At 72.2% G+C, this 18,142-nt stretch carries 13 protein-coding genes; 6 read left to right on the plus strand and 7 right to left on the minus strand.

All coding sequences use genetic code 11. The features are described 5' to 3' along the window. Nucleotide 1: 1 nt before the first annotated feature. Entirely contained in the window at nucleotides 2–2,626 is a 2,625-nt protein-coding gene (locus CF165_RS17030) for a hypothetical protein (protein ID WP_143268604.1), read from the minus strand. A 187-nt stretch (nucleotides 2,627–2,813) separates the two neighbouring features. On the opposite strand from CF165_RS17030, the gene CF165_RS17035 reads away from it, so the two are divergent. Beyond that, nucleotides 2,814–4,034 (plus strand): acetyl-CoA C-acetyltransferase, encoded by a 1,221-nt coding sequence (locus CF165_RS17035; RefSeq protein ID WP_093948513.1) that lies wholly within the window; start codon nucleotides 2,814–2,816, stop codon nucleotides 4,032–4,034. Nucleotides 4,035–4,094: 60 nt separating this feature from the next. Here CF165_RS17035 and CF165_RS17040 read toward each other — a convergent pair whose 3' ends face one another. Continuing rightward, nucleotides 4,095–4,892 carry an LppU/SCO3897 family protein gene (locus CF165_RS17040; protein WP_240521641.1) on the minus strand — a complete coding sequence of 266 codons (798 nt, stop codon included), beginning with the start codon at nucleotides 4,890–4,892 and terminating at the stop codon, nucleotides 4,095–4,097. 155 nt (nucleotides 4,893–5,047) lie between these two features. Beyond that, nucleotides 5,048–5,881, minus strand: coding sequence for a Bax inhibitor-1/YccA family protein (locus CF165_RS17045; protein ID WP_093948515.1), 834 nt, complete (start codon nucleotides 5,879–5,881; stop codon nucleotides 5,048–5,050). 318 nt (nucleotides 5,882–6,199) lie between these two features. Between CF165_RS17045 and CF165_RS17050 the strand changes: the two genes are divergently transcribed. The 4 genes from CF165_RS17050 (at nucleotide 6,200) to CF165_RS17065 (ending at nucleotide 11,883) form a co-directional block, all read left to right on the plus strand. Next, nucleotides 6,200–7,663, plus strand: coding sequence for an MSCRAMM family protein (locus CF165_RS17050; RefSeq protein WP_093948560.1), 1,464 nt, complete (start codon nucleotides 6,200–6,202; stop codon nucleotides 7,661–7,663). A 5-nt stretch (nucleotides 7,664–7,668) separates the two neighbouring features. Then, the gene (locus tag CF165_RS17055) at nucleotides 7,669–8,481 is read left to right on the plus strand and encodes a class F sortase (protein ID WP_093948516.1); all 813 of its coding nucleotides are present in this window, start codon (nucleotides 7,669–7,671) and stop codon (nucleotides 8,479–8,481) included. A gap of 102 nt (nucleotides 8,482–8,583) precedes the next feature. After that, nucleotides 8,584–10,578 carry an SDR family oxidoreductase gene (locus CF165_RS17060; protein ID WP_093948517.1) on the plus strand — a complete coding sequence of 665 codons (1,995 nt, stop codon included), beginning with the start codon at nucleotides 8,584–8,586 and terminating at the stop codon, nucleotides 10,576–10,578. A 105-nt stretch (nucleotides 10,579–10,683) separates the two neighbouring features. Continuing rightward, entirely contained in the window at nucleotides 10,684–11,883 is a 1,200-nt protein-coding gene (locus CF165_RS17065; RefSeq protein ID WP_093948518.1) for a coiled-coil domain-containing protein, read from the plus strand. A 145-nt stretch (nucleotides 11,884–12,028) separates the two neighbouring features. Here CF165_RS17065 and CF165_RS17070 read toward each other — a convergent pair whose 3' ends face one another. Genes CF165_RS17070 through CF165_RS17085 form a run of 4 tightly spaced genes read right to left on the minus strand, consistent with a single transcriptional unit; the run spans nucleotide 12,029 to nucleotide 14,558 of the window. Beyond that, on the minus strand, nucleotides 12,029–13,354 hold the full coding sequence (locus CF165_RS17070; RefSeq protein WP_093948519.1) for an amidase: 1,326 nt from the start codon (nucleotides 13,352–13,354) through the stop codon (nucleotides 12,029–12,031). A 48-nt stretch (nucleotides 13,355–13,402) separates the two neighbouring features. Continuing rightward, entirely contained in the window at nucleotides 13,403–14,005 is a 603-nt protein-coding gene (locus CF165_RS17075; RefSeq protein ID WP_093948520.1) for a helix-turn-helix transcriptional regulator, read from the minus strand. Between the two features lie 35 nt (nucleotides 14,006–14,040). Then, nucleotides 14,041–14,304 carry a WXG100 family type VII secretion target gene (locus CF165_RS17080; RefSeq protein ID WP_093948521.1) on the minus strand — a complete coding sequence of 88 codons (264 nt, stop codon included), beginning with the start codon at nucleotides 14,302–14,304 and terminating at the stop codon, nucleotides 14,041–14,043. Continuing rightward, a complete protein-coding gene (locus CF165_RS17085; RefSeq protein ID WP_093948522.1) occupies nucleotides 14,301–14,558 on the minus strand; it encodes a WXG100 family type VII secretion target in 258 nt (85 codons plus the stop codon). The genes CF165_RS17080 and CF165_RS17085 overlap by 4 nt, the downstream gene beginning before the upstream one ends. A 175-nt stretch (nucleotides 14,559–14,733) precedes the next feature. Between CF165_RS17085 and CF165_RS17090 the strand changes: the two genes are divergently transcribed. Then, entirely contained in the window at nucleotides 14,734–17,988 is a 3,255-nt protein-coding gene (locus CF165_RS17090; RefSeq protein ID WP_093948523.1) for an ATP-binding protein, read from the plus strand. Nucleotides 17,989–18,142: the final 154 nt, after the last annotated feature.

Consider the following 18,142-nt stretch of genomic DNA (forward strand, 5'->3'; position numbering starts at 1 on the left):
GTCAGTGCGGCCGGAGTTCTTCGCGGGTCGCTCCGTGCCGGGCGAGGTAGGCGTCCAAGTGGCCGGTCCACCGCCGCCCGACCTCCTCGGGCGGCTCGAGCCACTGAGTCGGCGTTTCGGGCAGCGGCAGGCCGACCGAGGCGAAGAAGCACTCCACGGGTATCCAGGAGCGGGTCCGGAAGCCGATCTGGCTCACCTTCGTCCGCAGGTCTTCGAGGCGGCGCCGGTCGCCCGCGATCGCGGCGGCGCAGAACTCCGCGATCGCGTACCGGAACTCGATCGTCCCGGCCGCCGCCGAGGCCCGCTCCAAGTTCTCCAGCCGCTCGAGCGCCACGGAGATCGTCGTGGGGTCCGCGTCGTGGTGCAGGACCGTGCTGAGCAGGGCGTTGCGGATCGCCAGGACGTGCCCTACCCGCTCGCCCTCGGCCAGGAGGTCCGCAACCTCCTGGCCGCCGACTTCGGCGTGGAAGAAGACCCTCCGGGCGAGGAGGTCGCCGCGGTCTTCGAGGGCTTCCCGTCGGCGGCGGGCGGTCTGGAGCCGCTCGATCTTCTCGCCGATCTCGGCGAAGTAGCTCTCGGGACGGCCGTGCGCGTACTCGGCGAGGCGGACTAGGTCGGGCACCTCGCCGCCGCATTGCCGGGCGTCCTCGAAGCGCCTCGCCAAGCTGAGGGTCAGGGGACCCTGCCGCCGGTTCACCCGGGTGGGAGCGAGCCGGACCACCTCGTCGAACACGGCGAGCGCTTCGTCCCAGCGGCGCAGCACCTTCAACGTGTACCCGAGGTGCCGCCCGGCGGGCAGCCGGAGCGGGTGGTCCGAGTCGAAGACCGACCGGAGCAGGCGCAGCCGCTCCTCCAGCGGTACCTCGATGGACTTGCCGGAAATGAAGTCGAGGACGTGCCGTCCGTACCCGGTCCGGCTGGCACCGGGCACCCGGGACCGCAGCCCCTGGATCGACGGGGCGAACACGATGGCGCGCGTGAGCCAGTCTTCGTAGTTCGGGCTGCCGGCCGGCTCGATGTCGGTTTCCTGGTCGCAGACGACGCCGATGGCGATCGCGAGGGCCGACATCAGCCGGTCGTCGTCCTCGCGGTGTTCGGCGCCGTCGTGGAGTTCGCGGGCCGCCGCGACGGCACGCGCGGCGGCGAGCCGCCAGTCGCGGTCCGACCAGCCGCCCGAGACCTGGAAGTCGGTGTGGCGAATGGCTTCGCGGACCGCGTCGTGCATCCGGTACGGGAACCGCTCGCCCTCGTGCCGGTCGATCATCGGGCGGAGGACGGCACGCTCGGCGCACCCGTGGTCGACGTCCGCGGCCGCGGCGATCAGGCCCGTGTCGAAGACGCGGAACAGGCAGGCGGCCCGGATGGCGCGCTGCTCGTCGGCGGGGACGTCGTCGAGCACGCGCAGGACGAGGGACCCCAGGGAGCCGGTGACGTCCGACGCCCGCACCTGCCTGCCCTGCCCGGAGTCCTTGACGGAGACGGCCACCTGGCGGGCCACTTCGATGTACTGCGGCAGCCCCCGCGACGCCGTGACCAGCTCTTCGACGACCTCGTCGCTCATCGGCAAGTCGAGCTGACCGCGGCTCAGCCGGATCAGCTCCCGCGTGTCCGACGGGGACAGGTTGCCGACGAGGTGCTGCCGCGGCTCGCCGCCGGCCCCCGGCACGAGGCCGGGCCAGGTCCACGGCCCGCGGTGCGGCAGCTCGGTCCTGGTCTCGTCGTGCCAGTCGAGCACATCCCGGCCGGTGAGGACGAACAGGACGTTCGGCATGCCGTGGACCAGGGTGTTCAGGTGCCGTTCGGCCACCCGCCGGGGATCGAGCTTGAGCCGCTCGGTCGTGTCGACGAACACCACGAGGACCCGGCCGGGCTCGCGGGTGGCGATCTCCCACGACAGGGTCGCCGCGAGCTCGCACACCAGGTCGGGCCGGGGGTCCGTGGGGCCGGGTTCGTCGGCGCACCGCAGAAGGAAGTCCTCGAAACCGGCAAAGGCCCCGATGGCGAGGTTCAGGTCGCGACGCCGCCGGAGCTCGCCGACCAGCTTCCGGGCTCCGCGCACGGCAAGCCCCGCACCGGCGCCCACGGCCAGGTCGGCCAGAGACCCGACATCGCTGAGGACGTCTTTGACGATGTCCCCGATGGCGGCATCCATGTCCTCCCGCGCGGCGAACCGGGGAAGGGACTCGCCGGGGTGCACGGCCGACCAGTAGGCGGTGAAGGCGAGGTCGAACACGGGCCAGCGCTTCCGGAACTTCCCCACGCCGGCGCGGAGGGCGATGAGGGCGCCGGTCAGGTCGAGCTGCCCGGCCGAGCCGTGCAGGTCGATCCGCGCGGTGGCGTCGACCTTCGTGGGCGGCGGTGGCCCCCAGCCGTTGACCAGCGGGAGGCGGCGGCCGACCCAGGCGTCGAGCCGTTCGGAGAGGGTCGTCTTGCCGATGCCGCCCAGGCCGTAGAAGGCCAGGACGTTCCGGCGGGCGACCCCGGCCTCGTCGTCGCGCTCGATTTGCCGGCGGAACTCGGCCAAGGACTTCTTGAACGCCTTGGACTCGCTCTCGCGGTCGGTGAAGAGCTCACCGGCGTGGGGCAGCCTGCGACCGGCACCGCTGCCGGGCGGCGGAACCCTCATGGCGGACATCCCTCCGGTCGCCTCCACAGCGGGATCGCCCCCTGTACCCAGGCGGTCGCGCCGTCGCGGGTGCGCGTTACGCGGCCTTCCCGCGAAGCTCACACCGCCTCCGGCTTTCTCCCCGGCCCGCTACGCGGCAGTATGTGAGCAACCGCTTAGTGACAGCCGATACGAGGATGTGTCCGTCATGCCCGAAGCCGTCATCGTCTCCACCGCGCGCTCGCCGATCGGGCGCGCCAACAAGGGCTCGCTGGTCAGCATGCGGCCCGACGACCTGACCGTGCAGATGATCCAGGCGGCGCTGGCCAAGGTGCCGCAGCTCGACCCCGCCGACATCGACGACCTGATGCTGGGCTGCGGCCTGCCCGGCGGCGAGTCCGGGTTCAACATGGGCCGCGCGGTCGCCGTCGAGCTCGGCTACGACCACCTGCCCGGCTGCACGATCACCCGCTACTGCTCCTCCAGCCTGCAGACCACCCGGATGGCGTTCCACGCGATCAAGGCCGGCGAGGGCGACGTCTTCATCTCGGCCGGCGTCGAGACCGTCTCGCGGTTCGGCAAAGGCAGCTCGGACTCCTGGCCCGACACGCACAACCCGCTGTTCGCCGACGCCGAAGGCCGCACTAAGGCGACCGCCGAGTCCGGCACCGACACCTGGACCGACCCGCGCACCGAGGGCAACGTCCCGGACGTCTACATCGCGATGGGCCAGACCGCGGAGAACCTCGCGCGGCTGAAGGGCGTGACGCGCGAGGAGATGGACGAGTTCGGCGTCCGCTCGCAGAACCTCGCCGAGAAGGCCATCGCGGACGGCTTCTGGGCCAAGGACATCACGCCGGTGACGCTGCCGGACGGCACGGTCGTCTCGAAGGACGACGGCCCGCGCGCCGGCGTCACCGTCGAGGGTGTCTCCGGGCTGAAGCCGGTCTTCCGCCCGGACGGCCGGGTCACCGCGGCCAACTGCTGCCCGCTCAACGACGGCGCCGCGGCGCTGGTCGTCATGTCCGACACGAAGGCGCGTGAGCTGGGCCTGACGCCGCTGGCGCGGATCGTCTCGACCGGCGTCACCGGGCTTTCGCCCGAGATCATGGGCTACGGCCCGGTCGAGGCGTCCAAGCAGGCGCTCTCGCGCGCGGGGCTGTCCATCGGCGACATCGACCTCGTCGAGATCAACGAGGCGTTCGCGGCGCAGGTCATCCCGTCCTACCGGGACCTGGGCATCGAACTGGACCGGCTGAACGTCAACGGCGGCGCGATCGCGGTCGGCCACCCGTTCGGCATGACCGGCGCCCGGATCACCTCGACGCTGATCAACTCGCTGCAGCACCACGACAAGCAGTTCGGCCTCGAGACGATGTGCGTCGGCGGCGGCCAGGGCATGGCGATGGTCCTCGAACGCCTCTCCTGACCCCCAGGCACGACGAAGGCCACCGCGGCGCGCGGTGGCCTTCGTCGTGTGGTGCGGCTATCAGCTCTCGTTCGTCTTGACGCACATCGTCGTCGCCGGCTCGGGGTAGATCGCGACGCGGGTGGCGTCGGTGCCCTCGCAGACGCTCTTGTCCGCCTGGCCGTTGACGACCTTGACCAGCTCGGCGTCCTTGCTCGGGTCGGAGCAGGGGACCTTCTTGTAACCCTGCGTCTGCGAAGAGAAGTTCGCCAGGCAGTCGCCCTGCTTCGCGTTGATCATCAGGCACAGCTTGTACGAGGTGCGGCCGCTGACGGTGTAGGTGTCGTAAGCCCCGTCCCCGGTTCCGGGGCACTGGTCGCCCGCCCCGTCCAGCCGGGCGGCGATCTTCACGTTCGCGTTCACGTCGTTGCAGTCGGCCTTGCTCGGCTCGGCACCGGACTTGAACTCGGTGATCTTCAGGCAGTCACCGACGTTGGAGCTTTCGGGCGAGTTCATGAAGCTGATGACCGCCACCGTGCCGCCGACGGCCAGGATCACCGCGAGAACGGCGAGGCGGATCCACAGGGCCTTCGACTTCTTCGGCGGAGCCGGCGGCGCGGGCGGGAAGCCCGGCTGGCCACCGGCGAACCCCTGACCGGGCGGGAACTGCCCGGGCGGCGGCCCGTACGGTCCGGGCTGGCCGGGCTGGCCCTGCGGCGGCTGGCCGTAGGCACCCGGCTGGCCGTACTGCGGCTGCGGCTGGCCGTACTGCGGCTGCTGGCCGTACGGCTGCTGCGGTTGGCCGCCCGGAGGCGGACCGTAGGGATCGGGCTGACCCACCGGCTGCTGGCCCCCGGGGGCCGGAGGGGGAACGCTCACTGTGAACCTCACACATGTGAAATAAGAACCGACCGGCACATCAAACACGCAGGGTGAGCACGGTCCGCACCGGGGTCCACAAACGCGCGAACAACTGACGAAAAAGGCGCCCCGTTGGTTACGGAGCGCCTTCGTCGCGGAAGAGTGAGCCAGGGTCAGTCGCGGAGGTACGAGAGCAGCCGCAGGATCTCCAGGTACAGCCAGACCAGCGTCGTCATCAGGCCGAACGCGGTGTACCAGGCCCACTTCGACGGCAGGCCCTCGCGGATCATCCGGTCGGCCTGGTCGAAGTCGAGCAGGAAGCTGAACGCCGCGATGCCGATGCAGACGATGCTGAAGATGATGGCCATCGTGCCGCCGCCGCGCAGCGGGTTGAAGCCGAAGGCCAGCGAGCTGATCAGGTTGAACAGCATCAGGACCGCCGCACCGACGACGGCGCCGACGATCCACTTGGTCAGCTTGGGCGTGACCTTGACCGCACCGGTCTTGTAGACGACCAGCATGCCGACGAAGACACCCACGGTGCCGATGATCGCCTGCAGCGCGATGCCGGGGTAGATCACCTCGAACACGCCGCTCAGCGCCCCGAGGAACAGGCCTTCGGCGGCCGAGTACGTCAGCGTCAGCGCCCCGCTGGGCTTCTGGCGGAAGATGATCACCAGCGAAATGACGAGGCCGACGATCAGGCCGCCGACCATCGCGCCGATGAGCGCGCCGGACAGCCGGCCGGTCTCGGACAGCTGGACCTGCGCCCAGATCGCCGTGATCACCCCGAAGAGCAGCGCAGTGCCGAGCGACAGCCCCGTCTTGACGACGACGTCGTCGACGGTCATCGGGCGGTCGCCCTCACCGGAGGCGGCCCGGCCCGGACCGTACCCCGGCACGCCGCCCTGGGGTTGGTTGAAGCCCACCGGGGGCCCGTACTGCCCATATGTCTGGGTTCCGCCGCCGGGCAGGTTGCGGAACGCCGGGTTGCTACTGGAACGCACCTGATCCTCCTGGATCTGCTGCTTCGTGGATCATCGCTGCATCGGGTTCAACGACCGCCGGGGACGCGCGGTTCCCGTCGAGTAAAGACCACTTTACTCGACGGCGGGACGGCCGCCTCGGATGACACGGTAAGCGACAGAGGTCACGACCGTTCGGCGACAGCCACCCGAAGAGCGGTACACAGTTTTTCCTCTTGGCGCAACGCTCACTTCGCGTGCTCGGACGTTCACCGGATGCGCGTCGGGGATTTGATCAGTCGTGTGACCTGCAGAGACGCGCGGGCGCTGCCGCGCGTCGAACGAAGGAGCATGGACATCATGGGGTGGTCACCACGCCCGCGCGCGGGTGCTCGCGCGCTCACCGGACTCCTCGCCGCGGCCCTGCTCGGCACGCTTTCCGTGACGGCCGGCGCCGCCCCGGCCGCGGCCGCCGTCCAGGAAGGCATCGGGCACCACGTCGGGGGCCAGGACGGCCACGACGACAAACAGGTCTGGCTGGGGTCGTACGTCGTCGGCGGGCAGCAGGTGTTCTGCGTGAGCTTCCTGCTCCGGGCGCCGGACACCGACCAGCAGTACAAGCCCGGCGACGAGCTGCTCACGAAGTGGGGCACGAAGCTGCCCGCCGACCAAGCCGCGAACATCTCGTACCTGCTGCTGCGCTACGGCGGCACCAAGAACCCGGACGAGGCGACCGCGCTCGCGCACCTGCTGCACTCGTGGACCGCGCCGCCGCGCACGACGGCCGACCTCAACCCGGGCCTGTCCGCGGACAAGATCGCCTACGACGCGCGGGGGCACCTCGACTTCATGCAACGCAACTTCCGGGCCGCGGCCGACGCCGTCGAGCGGCTGAAGACGGACGCCGAAACCAACCGCGGGCCGTGGACCGCTTCGGTGACCACGCCCAAGGGCGCCCAGCACCTCGGCGAAGCGGCCGAGTGGACCGCCACCGTGAAGAACGCCCACGGCAAAGGCGTCCCGGGCGTCGCGGTGAAACTGACGGCGACCGCCGCCACCTTCGACGGTGAGAAGGCGGACAGCGCCGCGGGCAACGCGAGCCCGCAGGCCGCCGCGAAGGACGTCACGCTCAAGACCGCCGCCGACGGCACCGTGCGCGTGAAGCTGACTCCGACCGGCGACCGGCCGAAGCTGGTGGCCTCGCTGTCCGCGCCGGCCGACCGGCCTTACGTCCGGCTGCCGATCGACACCGACGTGCAGCGCGTGGTCTCCACCGGCGGGGAGAAGGAACTGACCGCCCAGGGCGTCGTCAACGTCGCCAAGCCCGGCAAGGTCCAGGTGACCAAGACGGACGCGAAGACCGGCGCGGGCGTCGGCGGTGCGGTCCTGCGGATCACCGGCAAGGACAAGACGTCCGCGGCGCTCGACCAGGACGGCAAGCCGCTCACCGGGGCCGACGGCAAGCCCGCGGTCGTCACCACCGACGGCAAGACCGGCGGTGTGACGGTCGAGAACCTCCGCGCCCCGCAGGAGATCTGCGTCGTCGAGGCGAGCCCGCCGCCGGGGTACACGAACGCCTACGACCCGCAGAACCCGCCGTCGGCGTGCGGCACCCTGCAGCCGGGCGAGACGCTCGCGCTGACCGTGACGAACAAGCCGAACGAGGTCCCGCGCGCGATCCCGGCCGGCGACCAGCCGGTCGCGCGGGCGCAGGGTGTCGTCGAGACGAGCTACTCCGTGCCGGGCCTGGCCGGGCTCGGCCTGCTCGTGCTGCTGGCGGCCGGGCTGATCGGCGTCGCCGCGCGGCGAGCGTCCCGGCGGTAACCGGCGTGGCGAACCACGGCGGCGACTGGCAGGGCGAGGACTGGTTCGTCGACGAATGGCACCGGGGCATCGGCTGGGCGGCCGTCGACGTCGAGCCGCCCGGCGGCGCCCCGGATCCGCCCGCGCCGAAGCCCGGGCGGCGCCGGCTGCTCGCCGGCTTCGCCCTCGGCGCGGCGACGGTGCTCGCCGTGCAGTTCGGCCCCACCGTGCTCACCGCGCCACCTGTGGTCGTGACCGGCACGGCGTTGCCCGCCGCGGGGGCGGCGGGAGCCGCGGCCCCGGTGCCGTCCCCATCCCCGACGGCCACCGCTCCCGCGCCTGGAGCCGCGCCCGCCGCGCAGACGCCGTCATCGGCCGGGCCACCACCGTCCCCGCCGCCGCAGCGGCCGGGGACCGTCCGGCTGCCCGCCGGCGGGACGGCGACGCTGGTGCGCAAGGACCTCGGCCCGGGCGGCGAGCTGCCGGTGCCCACGGACCTCGGGCAGGCGACGTGGTGGGGCGCGTCACTCGACGCGGCGGGCGGGGCGAGCGTGTTCGCCGGCCACGTGAACTGGCGGGGCGCGACCGGGCCGTTCGCCGAGCTGTGGAACGCCAGGATCGGCACCGATGTGACCATTGTGGACAGTTCGGGCAAGACGTGGCGGTACCGGATCTCGCAGCTGGTCACGGTGCACAAGAGCGACCTGGCCGCCCGCGCCGACTACCTGTTCGGCCCGTCCGGCCCGCACCGCGTGGTGCTGGTGACGTGCGGCGGCCGCTGGGTCGGCGGATCGGACGGCTACGAGGAGAACCGCGTCGTCATCGCGGACCCGGCCTAAGTTACTCGTGGGTAACATCACGTTTCGAACCGGTGGTCGTGCGCCTCCGCATGCAGCAGAATGCCCAGGGTCAGGGCTGTGGGAGCGAGAGGTGTGAGGAAGATGGCGACGTTCTTGGTGACCGGGGCGACCGGACTGATCGGGCGTCACTTCACCCGGCTGCTGCTTTCCCGTCCCGACGACGACCGCGTGGCACTCGTCGTGCGCGCGTCTTCGCGGGCCAAGCTGGCCGCGCTGGTCGACCAGTGGCCGCACTCCGACCGCGTCACGCTCGTCACCGGCGACCTCGCCGAGCCGCTGCTCGGCGTGTCCGAAGCCGACCGCGACGAGCTGCGCGGCAGCGTCGACCACGTCGTGCACCTCGCGGCCCTCTACGACCTCACCGCCGACGACGAAGCCAGCGTCAAGGCCAACGTCGACGGCACCCAGGCCGTCGTCGACCTGGCCGCGGACCTGCGCGCGGGCTGCCTGCACCACGTGTCGTCGGTGGCCGTCGCGGGCGACCACGAAGGCGTCTTCACCGAGGAGATGTTCGACGCCGGCCAGCGGCTCGTGACGCCGTACCACCGGACCAAGTTCGAGGCCGAGAAGATCGTCCGCGAGCAGGAGCGGGTGCCGTGGCGGGTGTACCGGCCCGCCGTCGTCGTCGGGCACTCCGAGACCGGCGAGATGGACAAGATCGACGGCCCGTACTACCTCTTCCCGGCGATCAACCGGCTCGCCGGGCTGCCGGACGTGCTGCCGCTCGTCGGCCCGGACCTCGGCGACACCAACATCGTGCCGGTCGACTACGTCGCCGAAGCGCTGCTGGAGCTGGTGGTCAAGCCGGGGCTCGACGGCCACGCGTTCCACCTGGTCAACCCCGAGCCGCAGCCGGTCGTCTCGGTGTACAACGCCTTCGCGAAGGCCGCGGGCGCACCGACCATCACCGTCCAGCTGGGCGAAGGCATTTCGAAGCGGATCGTCGGGCTGGTCAAGCTGACCGAGCACATCCCCGGCGTCACCATCGCCCGCGACGCCGTGATGGAACGGTTCGGCATCCCGCCGGTGCTGCTGGAGACCATGGCGTTCCCGTCGGTGTTCTCCTCGGCCGAGACGCGCAAGGCCCTCGCGGGCACGGTCGACGTGCCGCGGCTGGAGGAGTACGCGCCGACGCTGTGGCGCTACTGGCGCGAGCACCTCGACCCGTTCCGCGCGCGCAAGCACGGCCCGCGCGGCGAGCTGGACGGCCGCCGCGTCATCATCACCGGCGCGTCGTCCGGCATCGGCCGCGCGACGGCGTTGAAGGTGGCGGCCGCGGGCGGTGTCCCGCTGCTCGTCGCGCGGCGGCAGCACGAGCTGGAAGAGGTCCGCGACGAGATCGTCGCCGCCGGCGGCACGGCGTCGGTCTACCCGGCCGACCTCACCGACGAAGACTCGGTGCACAAGGCCGTCGACGCGATGCTGGCCGAGCACGGCCGGATCGACATGCTCGTCAACAACGCCGGCCGGTCGATCCGCCGGTCGATCAAGCTGTCCTACGACCGGATGCACGACTACGAGCGCGCGATGGCGATCAACTACTTCGGCGCCGTCCGGCTGATCCTCGCGGTGCTGCCGCACATGTCGGAGCGGAAGTTCGGGCACATCGTCAACGTGTCGTCGATCGGCGTCCAGGGCATCGCGCCGCGCTTCTCGGCGTACGCGGCGTCGAAGGCGGCGCTGGACTACTTCTCGCGGATCGCGGCGACCGAGACGCACGGCGACGGGATCACCTTCACCACGATCCACATGCCGCTGGTGCGCACGCCGATGATCCGCCCGACGAAGATCTACGACGCGTTCCCGACGAAGTCGCCGGAACAGGCCGCGGACATGGTGATGAAGGCGCTCGTCGAGCGGCCGAAGCACATCGGCACCCCGGCCGGGCAGGCGATCGGGGTGGCGTACACGCTCACGCCGGGGCTCACCGACGCGATCGCGTACCAGGGTTTCCGGATCTTCCCGGATTCGACCGCCGCGGGCGGTTCGGGCGAACTCAAGATCGGACGTGGCGAGAAACACCTCTCGCGCGCGGCGATGGCCTTGGCGCGGCTTTCGCGCGGATTCCACTGGTAACTCTGCGTTTCAAGGGTGCGGCCAATCCGGCGACACGGCGACACGTGTTGGTGATTCGTTAAGCCGGACGGCGGAGGCGGCGGGTGCCCGGGTACGGTCGGGCGCATGGTTCCTGAGCGCGACCCCGCCGCAACCGCCCTCAACGGCCTCCTCCCCCTTCGTCGTGAGTACACCCAGGCCTGGCACGGTTTCGACCGCAACGAGGTCCGGCAATACCTCGACCACATCGAAGCCCAGCTGCGCCGGGTGCTCAGCGAGCGCGACGCCGCGGCGGCGCAGGCCGCGGCCGCGAAGCGCGAAGCCGAGTCCGTCCGGCAGCAGGTGGCTGCCCTGGAAGCGCGCATCGAGGAGCTGAAGAAGCCGCCGGAGCGGCTCGAGGACCTCGACGAGCGGATGCAGCGCACGGTCACGCTCGCCCAGGCGCGCGCGGACGAGATCATCAAGCGCGCCGAGGCCGCCGCGGAGAAGACGTGGGCGTCGTCGACCGAGGCGTCGAAGAAGCTGCGTGAGCGGTACACGAAGCTGGTCGAGGAACTGGACAAGCAGGCCGACCTGCTGCACTCCGAGCACGAGAGCGCGCTGGCGGAGACGCGGGCCGAGGTGCAGCGGCTGACCGTCGAGGCGGCCCAGCGGCGCGAGCTGCTGGACAACGAGGCGGAGCGGAAGCGGCGGAAGATCGAGCGCGAGTTCGAGGCGACCCAGTCGGCTCAGCGGGCGTCGCTGGAGAAGCACATCGCCGACCAGCGCACGGCGAGCAAGAACCAGGCGGAGCGCCGGATCGCGGAGGCGACGGCCGAGGCGAAGCGGCGTCTCGACGAAGCGACGGCGGAGGCCAAGCGCCGGCTCGACGAGGCGACGACCCAGGCGGCCCAGCGCACGACGGTGGCCAACCGCAAGGTCGAGCGGCTGGCGGAGATCCGCGAGCAGGCGCGCAAGAGCCTGGCGATGGCGGAGGACATCCTCAACCGCAGCGAGACGCAGCTCGCGACGCTGCCGGAGGAAGCGGTGATCTCCCAGGCGTCGAAGCTGGTCGGCGGCGACGCGGACGCGGAGTCGGCCACGACGCCGGCCGCGCCGGTGGTCCCGGTGGTCCAGCCGTCGATCCCGGCCTCGATGAAGGCTTCGGTGAAGGCGGCTGCTCCGGCTTCGGCTCCGAAGCCCGCGCCTCAGGCAGCGAAGGCGACTCCGGCGCCGAAGCCGGGCAATGCACCCGCGAAGCAGAACGGCCCGGCGACCAAGCCGGCGAACGGAAACGGCAACGGCGCGAAGCCGCTCTCCCCGACGGGGAGCAAGCCGGGTTCCTGACCCGGTCGCGAGGCCGTCTGAGCAGCCCCCGTTTTCCACGCTACCGGTGGGCACCGACAGTTTCGGGCTCGCGCAAGACGGGTGCCCAAGCGCCCCAATGTGGCGTTCGGTGCGTCCAACGCACCCAACGCCACATTGGGGTAGTTCAGTTGCGCGCCGTGCGGGGCCAGGGGTTGGCCGACTCCAGCTGGGCCGCCAGGCCCAGGAGCAGTGACTCGCCGCCTTGCCGCGCCACCAGCTGGACCGACGTCGGCAGGCCCGACACCGCGGACCGGCCGATCGGGACCGTGATCGCCGGGTAGCCCGCCAGGTTCCACTGGCCCGTGAAGCCGGCCAGACGCGTCGACGGCACGACGTTCGACAGCCAGCGGCGCTCGTGCCAGCGGCCCGCCTTCACCGGCCAGTGCGACAGCGTCGGCGTCATCAGGATGTCGTGCGACGCGAAGAACTCCTCCGCCCGCGACAGCCAGCGCTGCCGTGTGCGTTCGCGGATCAGGCCCGCTCGCTGGATCCACCGGCCCGCCCGGACGTGCGCCCGCGTCCGGCGTTGCAGACGGCCGAAGTCGAAGTCCTCGGCCTGGGCTGCCGGGCCCGCCAGCCAGCGGGCCGTCATGCCCAGGACCATCGATGCCGGGTACTTCGGTGCTGCCGGAGACACCACGTGACCGGCGGACGCCAAGAGGCCTGCCGCGGTGGAGACCGCCGCCACCAGCTCCTTCGGTACCGGCGTGTGCAGCAACGGCACCGTCGTCGACATCCCGATGCGCACAGCCGACGGCGATGGCACCGAAGCCAGCGAAGGCACGTCCGCCAGCACCGAGAGCAGGACCGCCGCGTCGGCGACCGTCGTGGCTAGCGGACCGTGCACCGACATGCCGAACCAGCCGCCTTCGCGCAGCAGGTCCGCGCCCGGCTTCAGCCCGACCAGCCCGCACATCGCCGCCGGGAGGCGGATCGAGCCCAGGCCGTCCGAGCCGTGCGCCAGCGGGACCAGGCCGGCCGCCACCGCCGCCGCGCTGCCGCCGGACGAGCCGCCCGAGGCGTACGTCGGGTCCCACGGGTTGCGGGCGATGCCGTCCGGGGTGTCGGTCATCGGCCAGATGCACAGCTCCGGCACGCGCGTCAGGCCGACCAGGACCGCGCCGGCGGCCCGCAGCCGCGCCGCGATCACGCCGTCCGAATCCGCCGGGGACGACGGGCCCGCGAGTGAACCGTGCGAAGCGAACTCGCCCGCGATCTCCGTGACGTCCTTGACCGCGACGGGCACCCCGGCCAGCGGCAGCGACGCGAGGTCGAGCCGTGCGGCGACTTCCCCGGCCTCCTTCAGCGCCTCCTCGGCCCGCACCCGGCGGAACGCGCCCACGACGCCGTCCGCCGCCGCGATCCGGTCGAGCGCCTCCTGCACGACGTCCACCGGGTCGAGCTTCCCGGCCCGGACGGAAGCCGCGATGTCCACTGCGGTCAGCACCATGATCGGGACACTAGCCCACCGAAAGGTGACAGTGGCAACAAAAACGTCTCAGATGGCGCCCGCCCGCAGCGCGTAGGCGACGGCGTGGGCGCGGTTGTTCAGGCCGCACCGCGTCATCAGGCCGTAGAGGACGTTCTTCACGGTCCGCTCGGAGTAGCACAGCTTCGCCGCGATCTCCTCGGTCCCGAAGCCCTCGGCGACCAGCCGCAGCACGTCGCACTCGCGGGCCGCGAGCCCGGACAGCGTGAGCCCGTTCGGTTCCAGGACGTCCTTGCGCATCCGCTGCACCTGCGCCAGCAGCGCGCCCTGCAGCCGCGGCGGCAGGTTCGCCGTGCCGTCACCCGCGGCGAGCACCGCCGTCACCAGCTCGGCGCCGCCCGTCTCGCGGCGCGGCAGGATCGCCACCACCCCGCACTCCAGCGCCGCCATCAGCTCGCTCTCGCGGAAGTGCTCGACGACCAGCACGACGTGGGACGCCTTGGCCGCGCGGATCTGGCCCAGCACCGCCTCGGTGACGTGGTCCTCCATCACCAGCAGCACGTCCGGCACGAGGTCGGTGACCCGGACGTCCGGATGCGTTTCCAGGAGGCTCACCGCGCCGGCCTGCGTGATCGGGTCCGAGGCGAGGACACTCACTTCGACGGGCTTCATGATTGCAGTGTGGACCGGGGGTCTTCACGCCTTCCCTATTCCGTCTTCACGCCCGTGAAGACGGAATAGGCCAGCTCGCCGAACGCCTCCCGCGCCCGCTCCAGGCACTCCGGCATCCGCTCGACGGCCCGCCCCCAGTCGCGCTTGGCGCGCAGGTACTCCTCCCGCGCCTCGCCGGTCCAGCCGGCCAGCTCCGGCTCGACGTCCGCCTCCAGCGCGGCGAGCAGCTCGCCCAGCTCCCCCGTGATCGCCGCCATCCGGTCCAGCACCAGATCGGCGCGGTGGCAGTCCCGGGTCACGGCTGCCGCGGCCGCGGCATCGAGCCGCCGGTCGTCTCCAGCAGCCCCGCCAGCCGCGAGAGGATGACGTCGAACTCCTGCTCCCAGTCGCTCATCGCCTGGCCGAACCGCACCGAAGCCTCGCCACGCCACGATGCTTGCGTCACCGCCATCTCGCTGTTGACGTCGCGAAGCCGGGAGCGGGCCGCTTCGACGGCGTACGCGAAACGGGCGGCGGCCCGCTGCATGTCTTCGGTCTGCGCGGCTGTCGCCATGCGGAACTCCTCTCGAGCCTCCCGCAGGGTGACCCACGCCGGTGCGGCGCGAAACCCCGCACCGCCCGCCGTTGCCCGAATGTCCGCCATCCTTGCCTGCCGGTTCACGGCGCCCGCGTATGCTCACGTCAGGCATCCGGCGCGTGACGATTCGTCAGCGCACGAAGGGAGACCGATGTCGGCTGCGGACGGCTCCGCACCGAGACTCCAGCTACTGGGCCCGCTCAAGGCCTGGCAAGGTGAAACGGAGCTGGATCTCGGCTCCGCGCACCGGCGGACGGTGCTCGCCGCACTGGCGATGAACCCGAACCGCACGGTTTCGCGCGAGGAGCTGATCGACGCCGTCTGGGGCGAAGCGCCGCCGCAGAGCGCGCAGGGGTCCATCTACACCTACGTCTCCGGGCTGCGGCGCGCGCTCGAACCCGGTCGAGTCAAGGGCGAGGGCCCGCAGCTGCTGGCGTCGATCGGCTCCGGCTATTCGCTGTGCCTGGACGCCGAAGCGATCGACGTCCACCGGTTCGAAAGCCTGCGCGAGCAGGCACAGCGGGAGCAGGCGGCGGGTGACCTCCGCGGCGCCCGCGAAACCCTCGACACGGCTTTGGCGCTCTGGCACGGGGATCCGCTGTCCGGCCTGCCCGGGCCGTTCGCCGCCGCCCAGCGCGCGCGGCTCACCGAAGTGCGGCTGGCGACGATCGAACGGCGCGCCGAAATCGTGCTGGAGTCCGGCGGCCACGCCGAGGTCGTCGCCGAGCTGACCGCGCTGACCCGCGAACACCCGTTCCGTGAACCGCTGCGGGGGCTGCTCATGCGTGCCCTGGTCCAGTCGGGCAGGCGGATCGAGGCGATCGCGGTGTACGTCGACGTCCGCGACCGGCTCGTCGAGTCGTCGGGCACCGAGCCCGGCCCGCAGTTGCGGCGGCTGTACGACAAACTGCGGGAAGAACCCGCCCCGGCACCGGAACCGCCGCGGTTCCCGCGTCCCGCGCGGGTCCCGGCCGCGGCGCTGCCGGAGCGGGCGGAGATCTTCGTCGGCCGGGAAGCCGAGCTCGCCCGGCTGCGCGACGCCGTCGCCGGTCTCGAAGCGGGAGCCGGCCGGTCGGTGTGGCTCGAGGGCGAGCCGGGCAGCGGCCGCACGGCGCTGCTGGCCGAAGTGCTTGCCATGACCCAAGACCTGAAGCCCGCCTTCGCCGCCGCGGACGCGCTGGACCAGCGCTTCGCCTTGCGCCCATTGCTCGACGCGCTGGGCGTCCACCCCGGCGCCGACGACGAACGCCGGGCCGCGCTCGCCACCCGGCTCGCCGGGCAACCCGGCGAGGACCCGGTCGACGGCGTGCTCGGCCTGGTGCGGGACCTGTGCGCGGAAGCCCCGCTGGTGCTCGTGGTCGACGACCTGCAGTGGGCCGACGACACGACGCTGCGCGTCTGGCGGTACCTGAGCCGGGAGACGCGGCAGCTGCCGCTCCTGCTCGTCGGCGCCTGCCGTCCGGTGCCGCGGCCGGCCGCGCTCGACGACCTGCGGGCCGAGTTTGACAACGATGACATCGCGGTGATCTCGCTGCCTCCGCTGACCGAAGCCGCCGCGCGGGAGCTCGCCACCGAGCTGGCCGGCGCGCCGCCCGGCCCCGGCCTGCAGACGCAGGTGTCCCACGCGGCCGGGAACCCGCGCTACGTCCGGGAAATCCTCGAGGCGCTGCTGGCGCAGTCGTCGATCGTGCTCGACGGCGTCCACGCGGATCTCGACGGCAACTGCGGCCAGACCATCTCGACGGCGCTGGGCTCGAGGATCACGCTCTACCTGAGCTTCCTCTCCAGCGGGAGCCGGGACACGCTGCGCTGGGCCGCGCTGCTCGGCCAGGAGTTCTCGCTGGCCGACATCGCCGTCGCCACCGAGCGGCCGCCGACGGCGCTGGTCGGCGCGGTCGACGAGGCGATCACGTCCGGGATGCTCGTCGAATCCGGCGACCGGCTGGCGTTCCGGCACCAGCTGGTGCGCCGGGTGCTCTACGAAAAGACGCCCGCGGCGATGCGGGTCGCGCTGCACCGGCAGCTGGCCGAGGCCTTCGCCGCGGCGGGAGCGCCCGCCGAGCGCGTCGCCGAGCAGCTCGCCGCCGCCCCCGCGCAGGTCGACCCGTGGGTCACCGCGTGGCTGCTGGAGCACATCGGCGCGGTCGCCACCGGGACCCCGCGCGTCGCGGTCGACCTGCTGCGCCACGCCGTCACGCAGGGCACCCTGCCGCCGGACGCGCGGGAGACGCTGACCGCGACCCTGGCCCGGCTGCTGTTCTGGCTCGGCCGGGAGCCCGAGGCGGAGGCGCGTTCGGTCGTCGCGCGGACGTCCGACAGCAGGCGCGCGGCCGAGATGCGCTGGATCCTGGCCTACGTCTACTACCGCCGCGGCGACTTCTCCGAGGCGACCGCGGAGCTGAAACGCACCCTCGACGACGCCGACGTCCCGGAGATGTGGCGGGGGCGGCACGAGGCACTGCTGGCCACGCTGGAACGGCTCGGCGAGGACACGGTCCTGGCGCCGGCCGGGCTGCACCCGCTGGACGACGCGGCGCTGTCCGTCCCGAACCTCGACAGCCTCGACGAGGCCGCCGAGCCGCTCGACGCCGCCCGCCGCATCGCCGCGACGCGCGCGGTGCCGGGCGAGATGCACCTGGCCGGCGCGGTGCACTACTACTGGCTGGGCCGCTGGCCCGAGGCGCTGGCCGAGCTGGACGCGGTGATCCGCGACGGCGCGGAAACCGCGTCCTACGTCCTGCGCAGCCCCGGCTCGGCCCTGCTGGTGCACGGCGTCGGGGCGTTGATCGCGGGGCACCGCGGCGAACCGGCCCTGGCCAGGACGCACCTCGACGCGGCCGACCGGCAGCAGTGGCCAGCGGGGCTCGAGCCCGACGGCGGCGACTTCCTGCTCGCGGCGCGGGCGTTGCTGGCCGAGCAGGAAGACAGGCCCGAAGCGGCGCTGGCCGCGCTCCTGCCGCTGCTGGAGGACGACTACCCGCCCGCCGCACGGCACCAGTGGCTGCCCGACCTGGTCCGGATCGCCGGACGGCTCGACGACCACCAGCGTGCCCACCAGGCGCTGCGCCTGCTCGAACCCGAGGGTGACGGCCCGCCCGCGCACGCCGCGGCGGCCGCGCACTGCCGCGGCCTGGTCACCGGCGATCCCGAGCCGGTCCTCACCGCGGCCGGGCACTACCGCGCCGCCGGGCGGCTCCTCAAGCAGGCCAAGGCGACGGAGGACGCGGCGATCCTGCTGGCCGAAGCGGGCCGGCTCGACGACGCCCGGACGGCGTTCCGCGGCGCGATGATCGCCTACACCGGCATCGGCGCGGTCTGGGACGTCCGGCGCGCGGAGGCCCGGATGCGGCCGTTCGGCATCCGGCGGGCGATCCCCGCGCGCCCCCGCGCCGCTGCCCGGGAATGAGCGCGCTCGGCGAGGCGGCGAACGTCATGAACGACTCTTTCCTGTCGTCGGACGTCATGAACGAGTCGTTCATGACGTCGGCCGGCCGCGCAACCTCGGGAGGGGTTGCCACGTCACTAAGGTCACCGGAGTAGTCGGTACCGAGATGTCCCTG

This window comes from Amycolatopsis vastitatis (assembly GCF_002234595.1).
Taxonomy (GTDB): Bacteria; Actinomycetota; Actinomycetes; order Mycobacteriales; family Pseudonocardiaceae; genus Amycolatopsis; species Amycolatopsis vastitatis.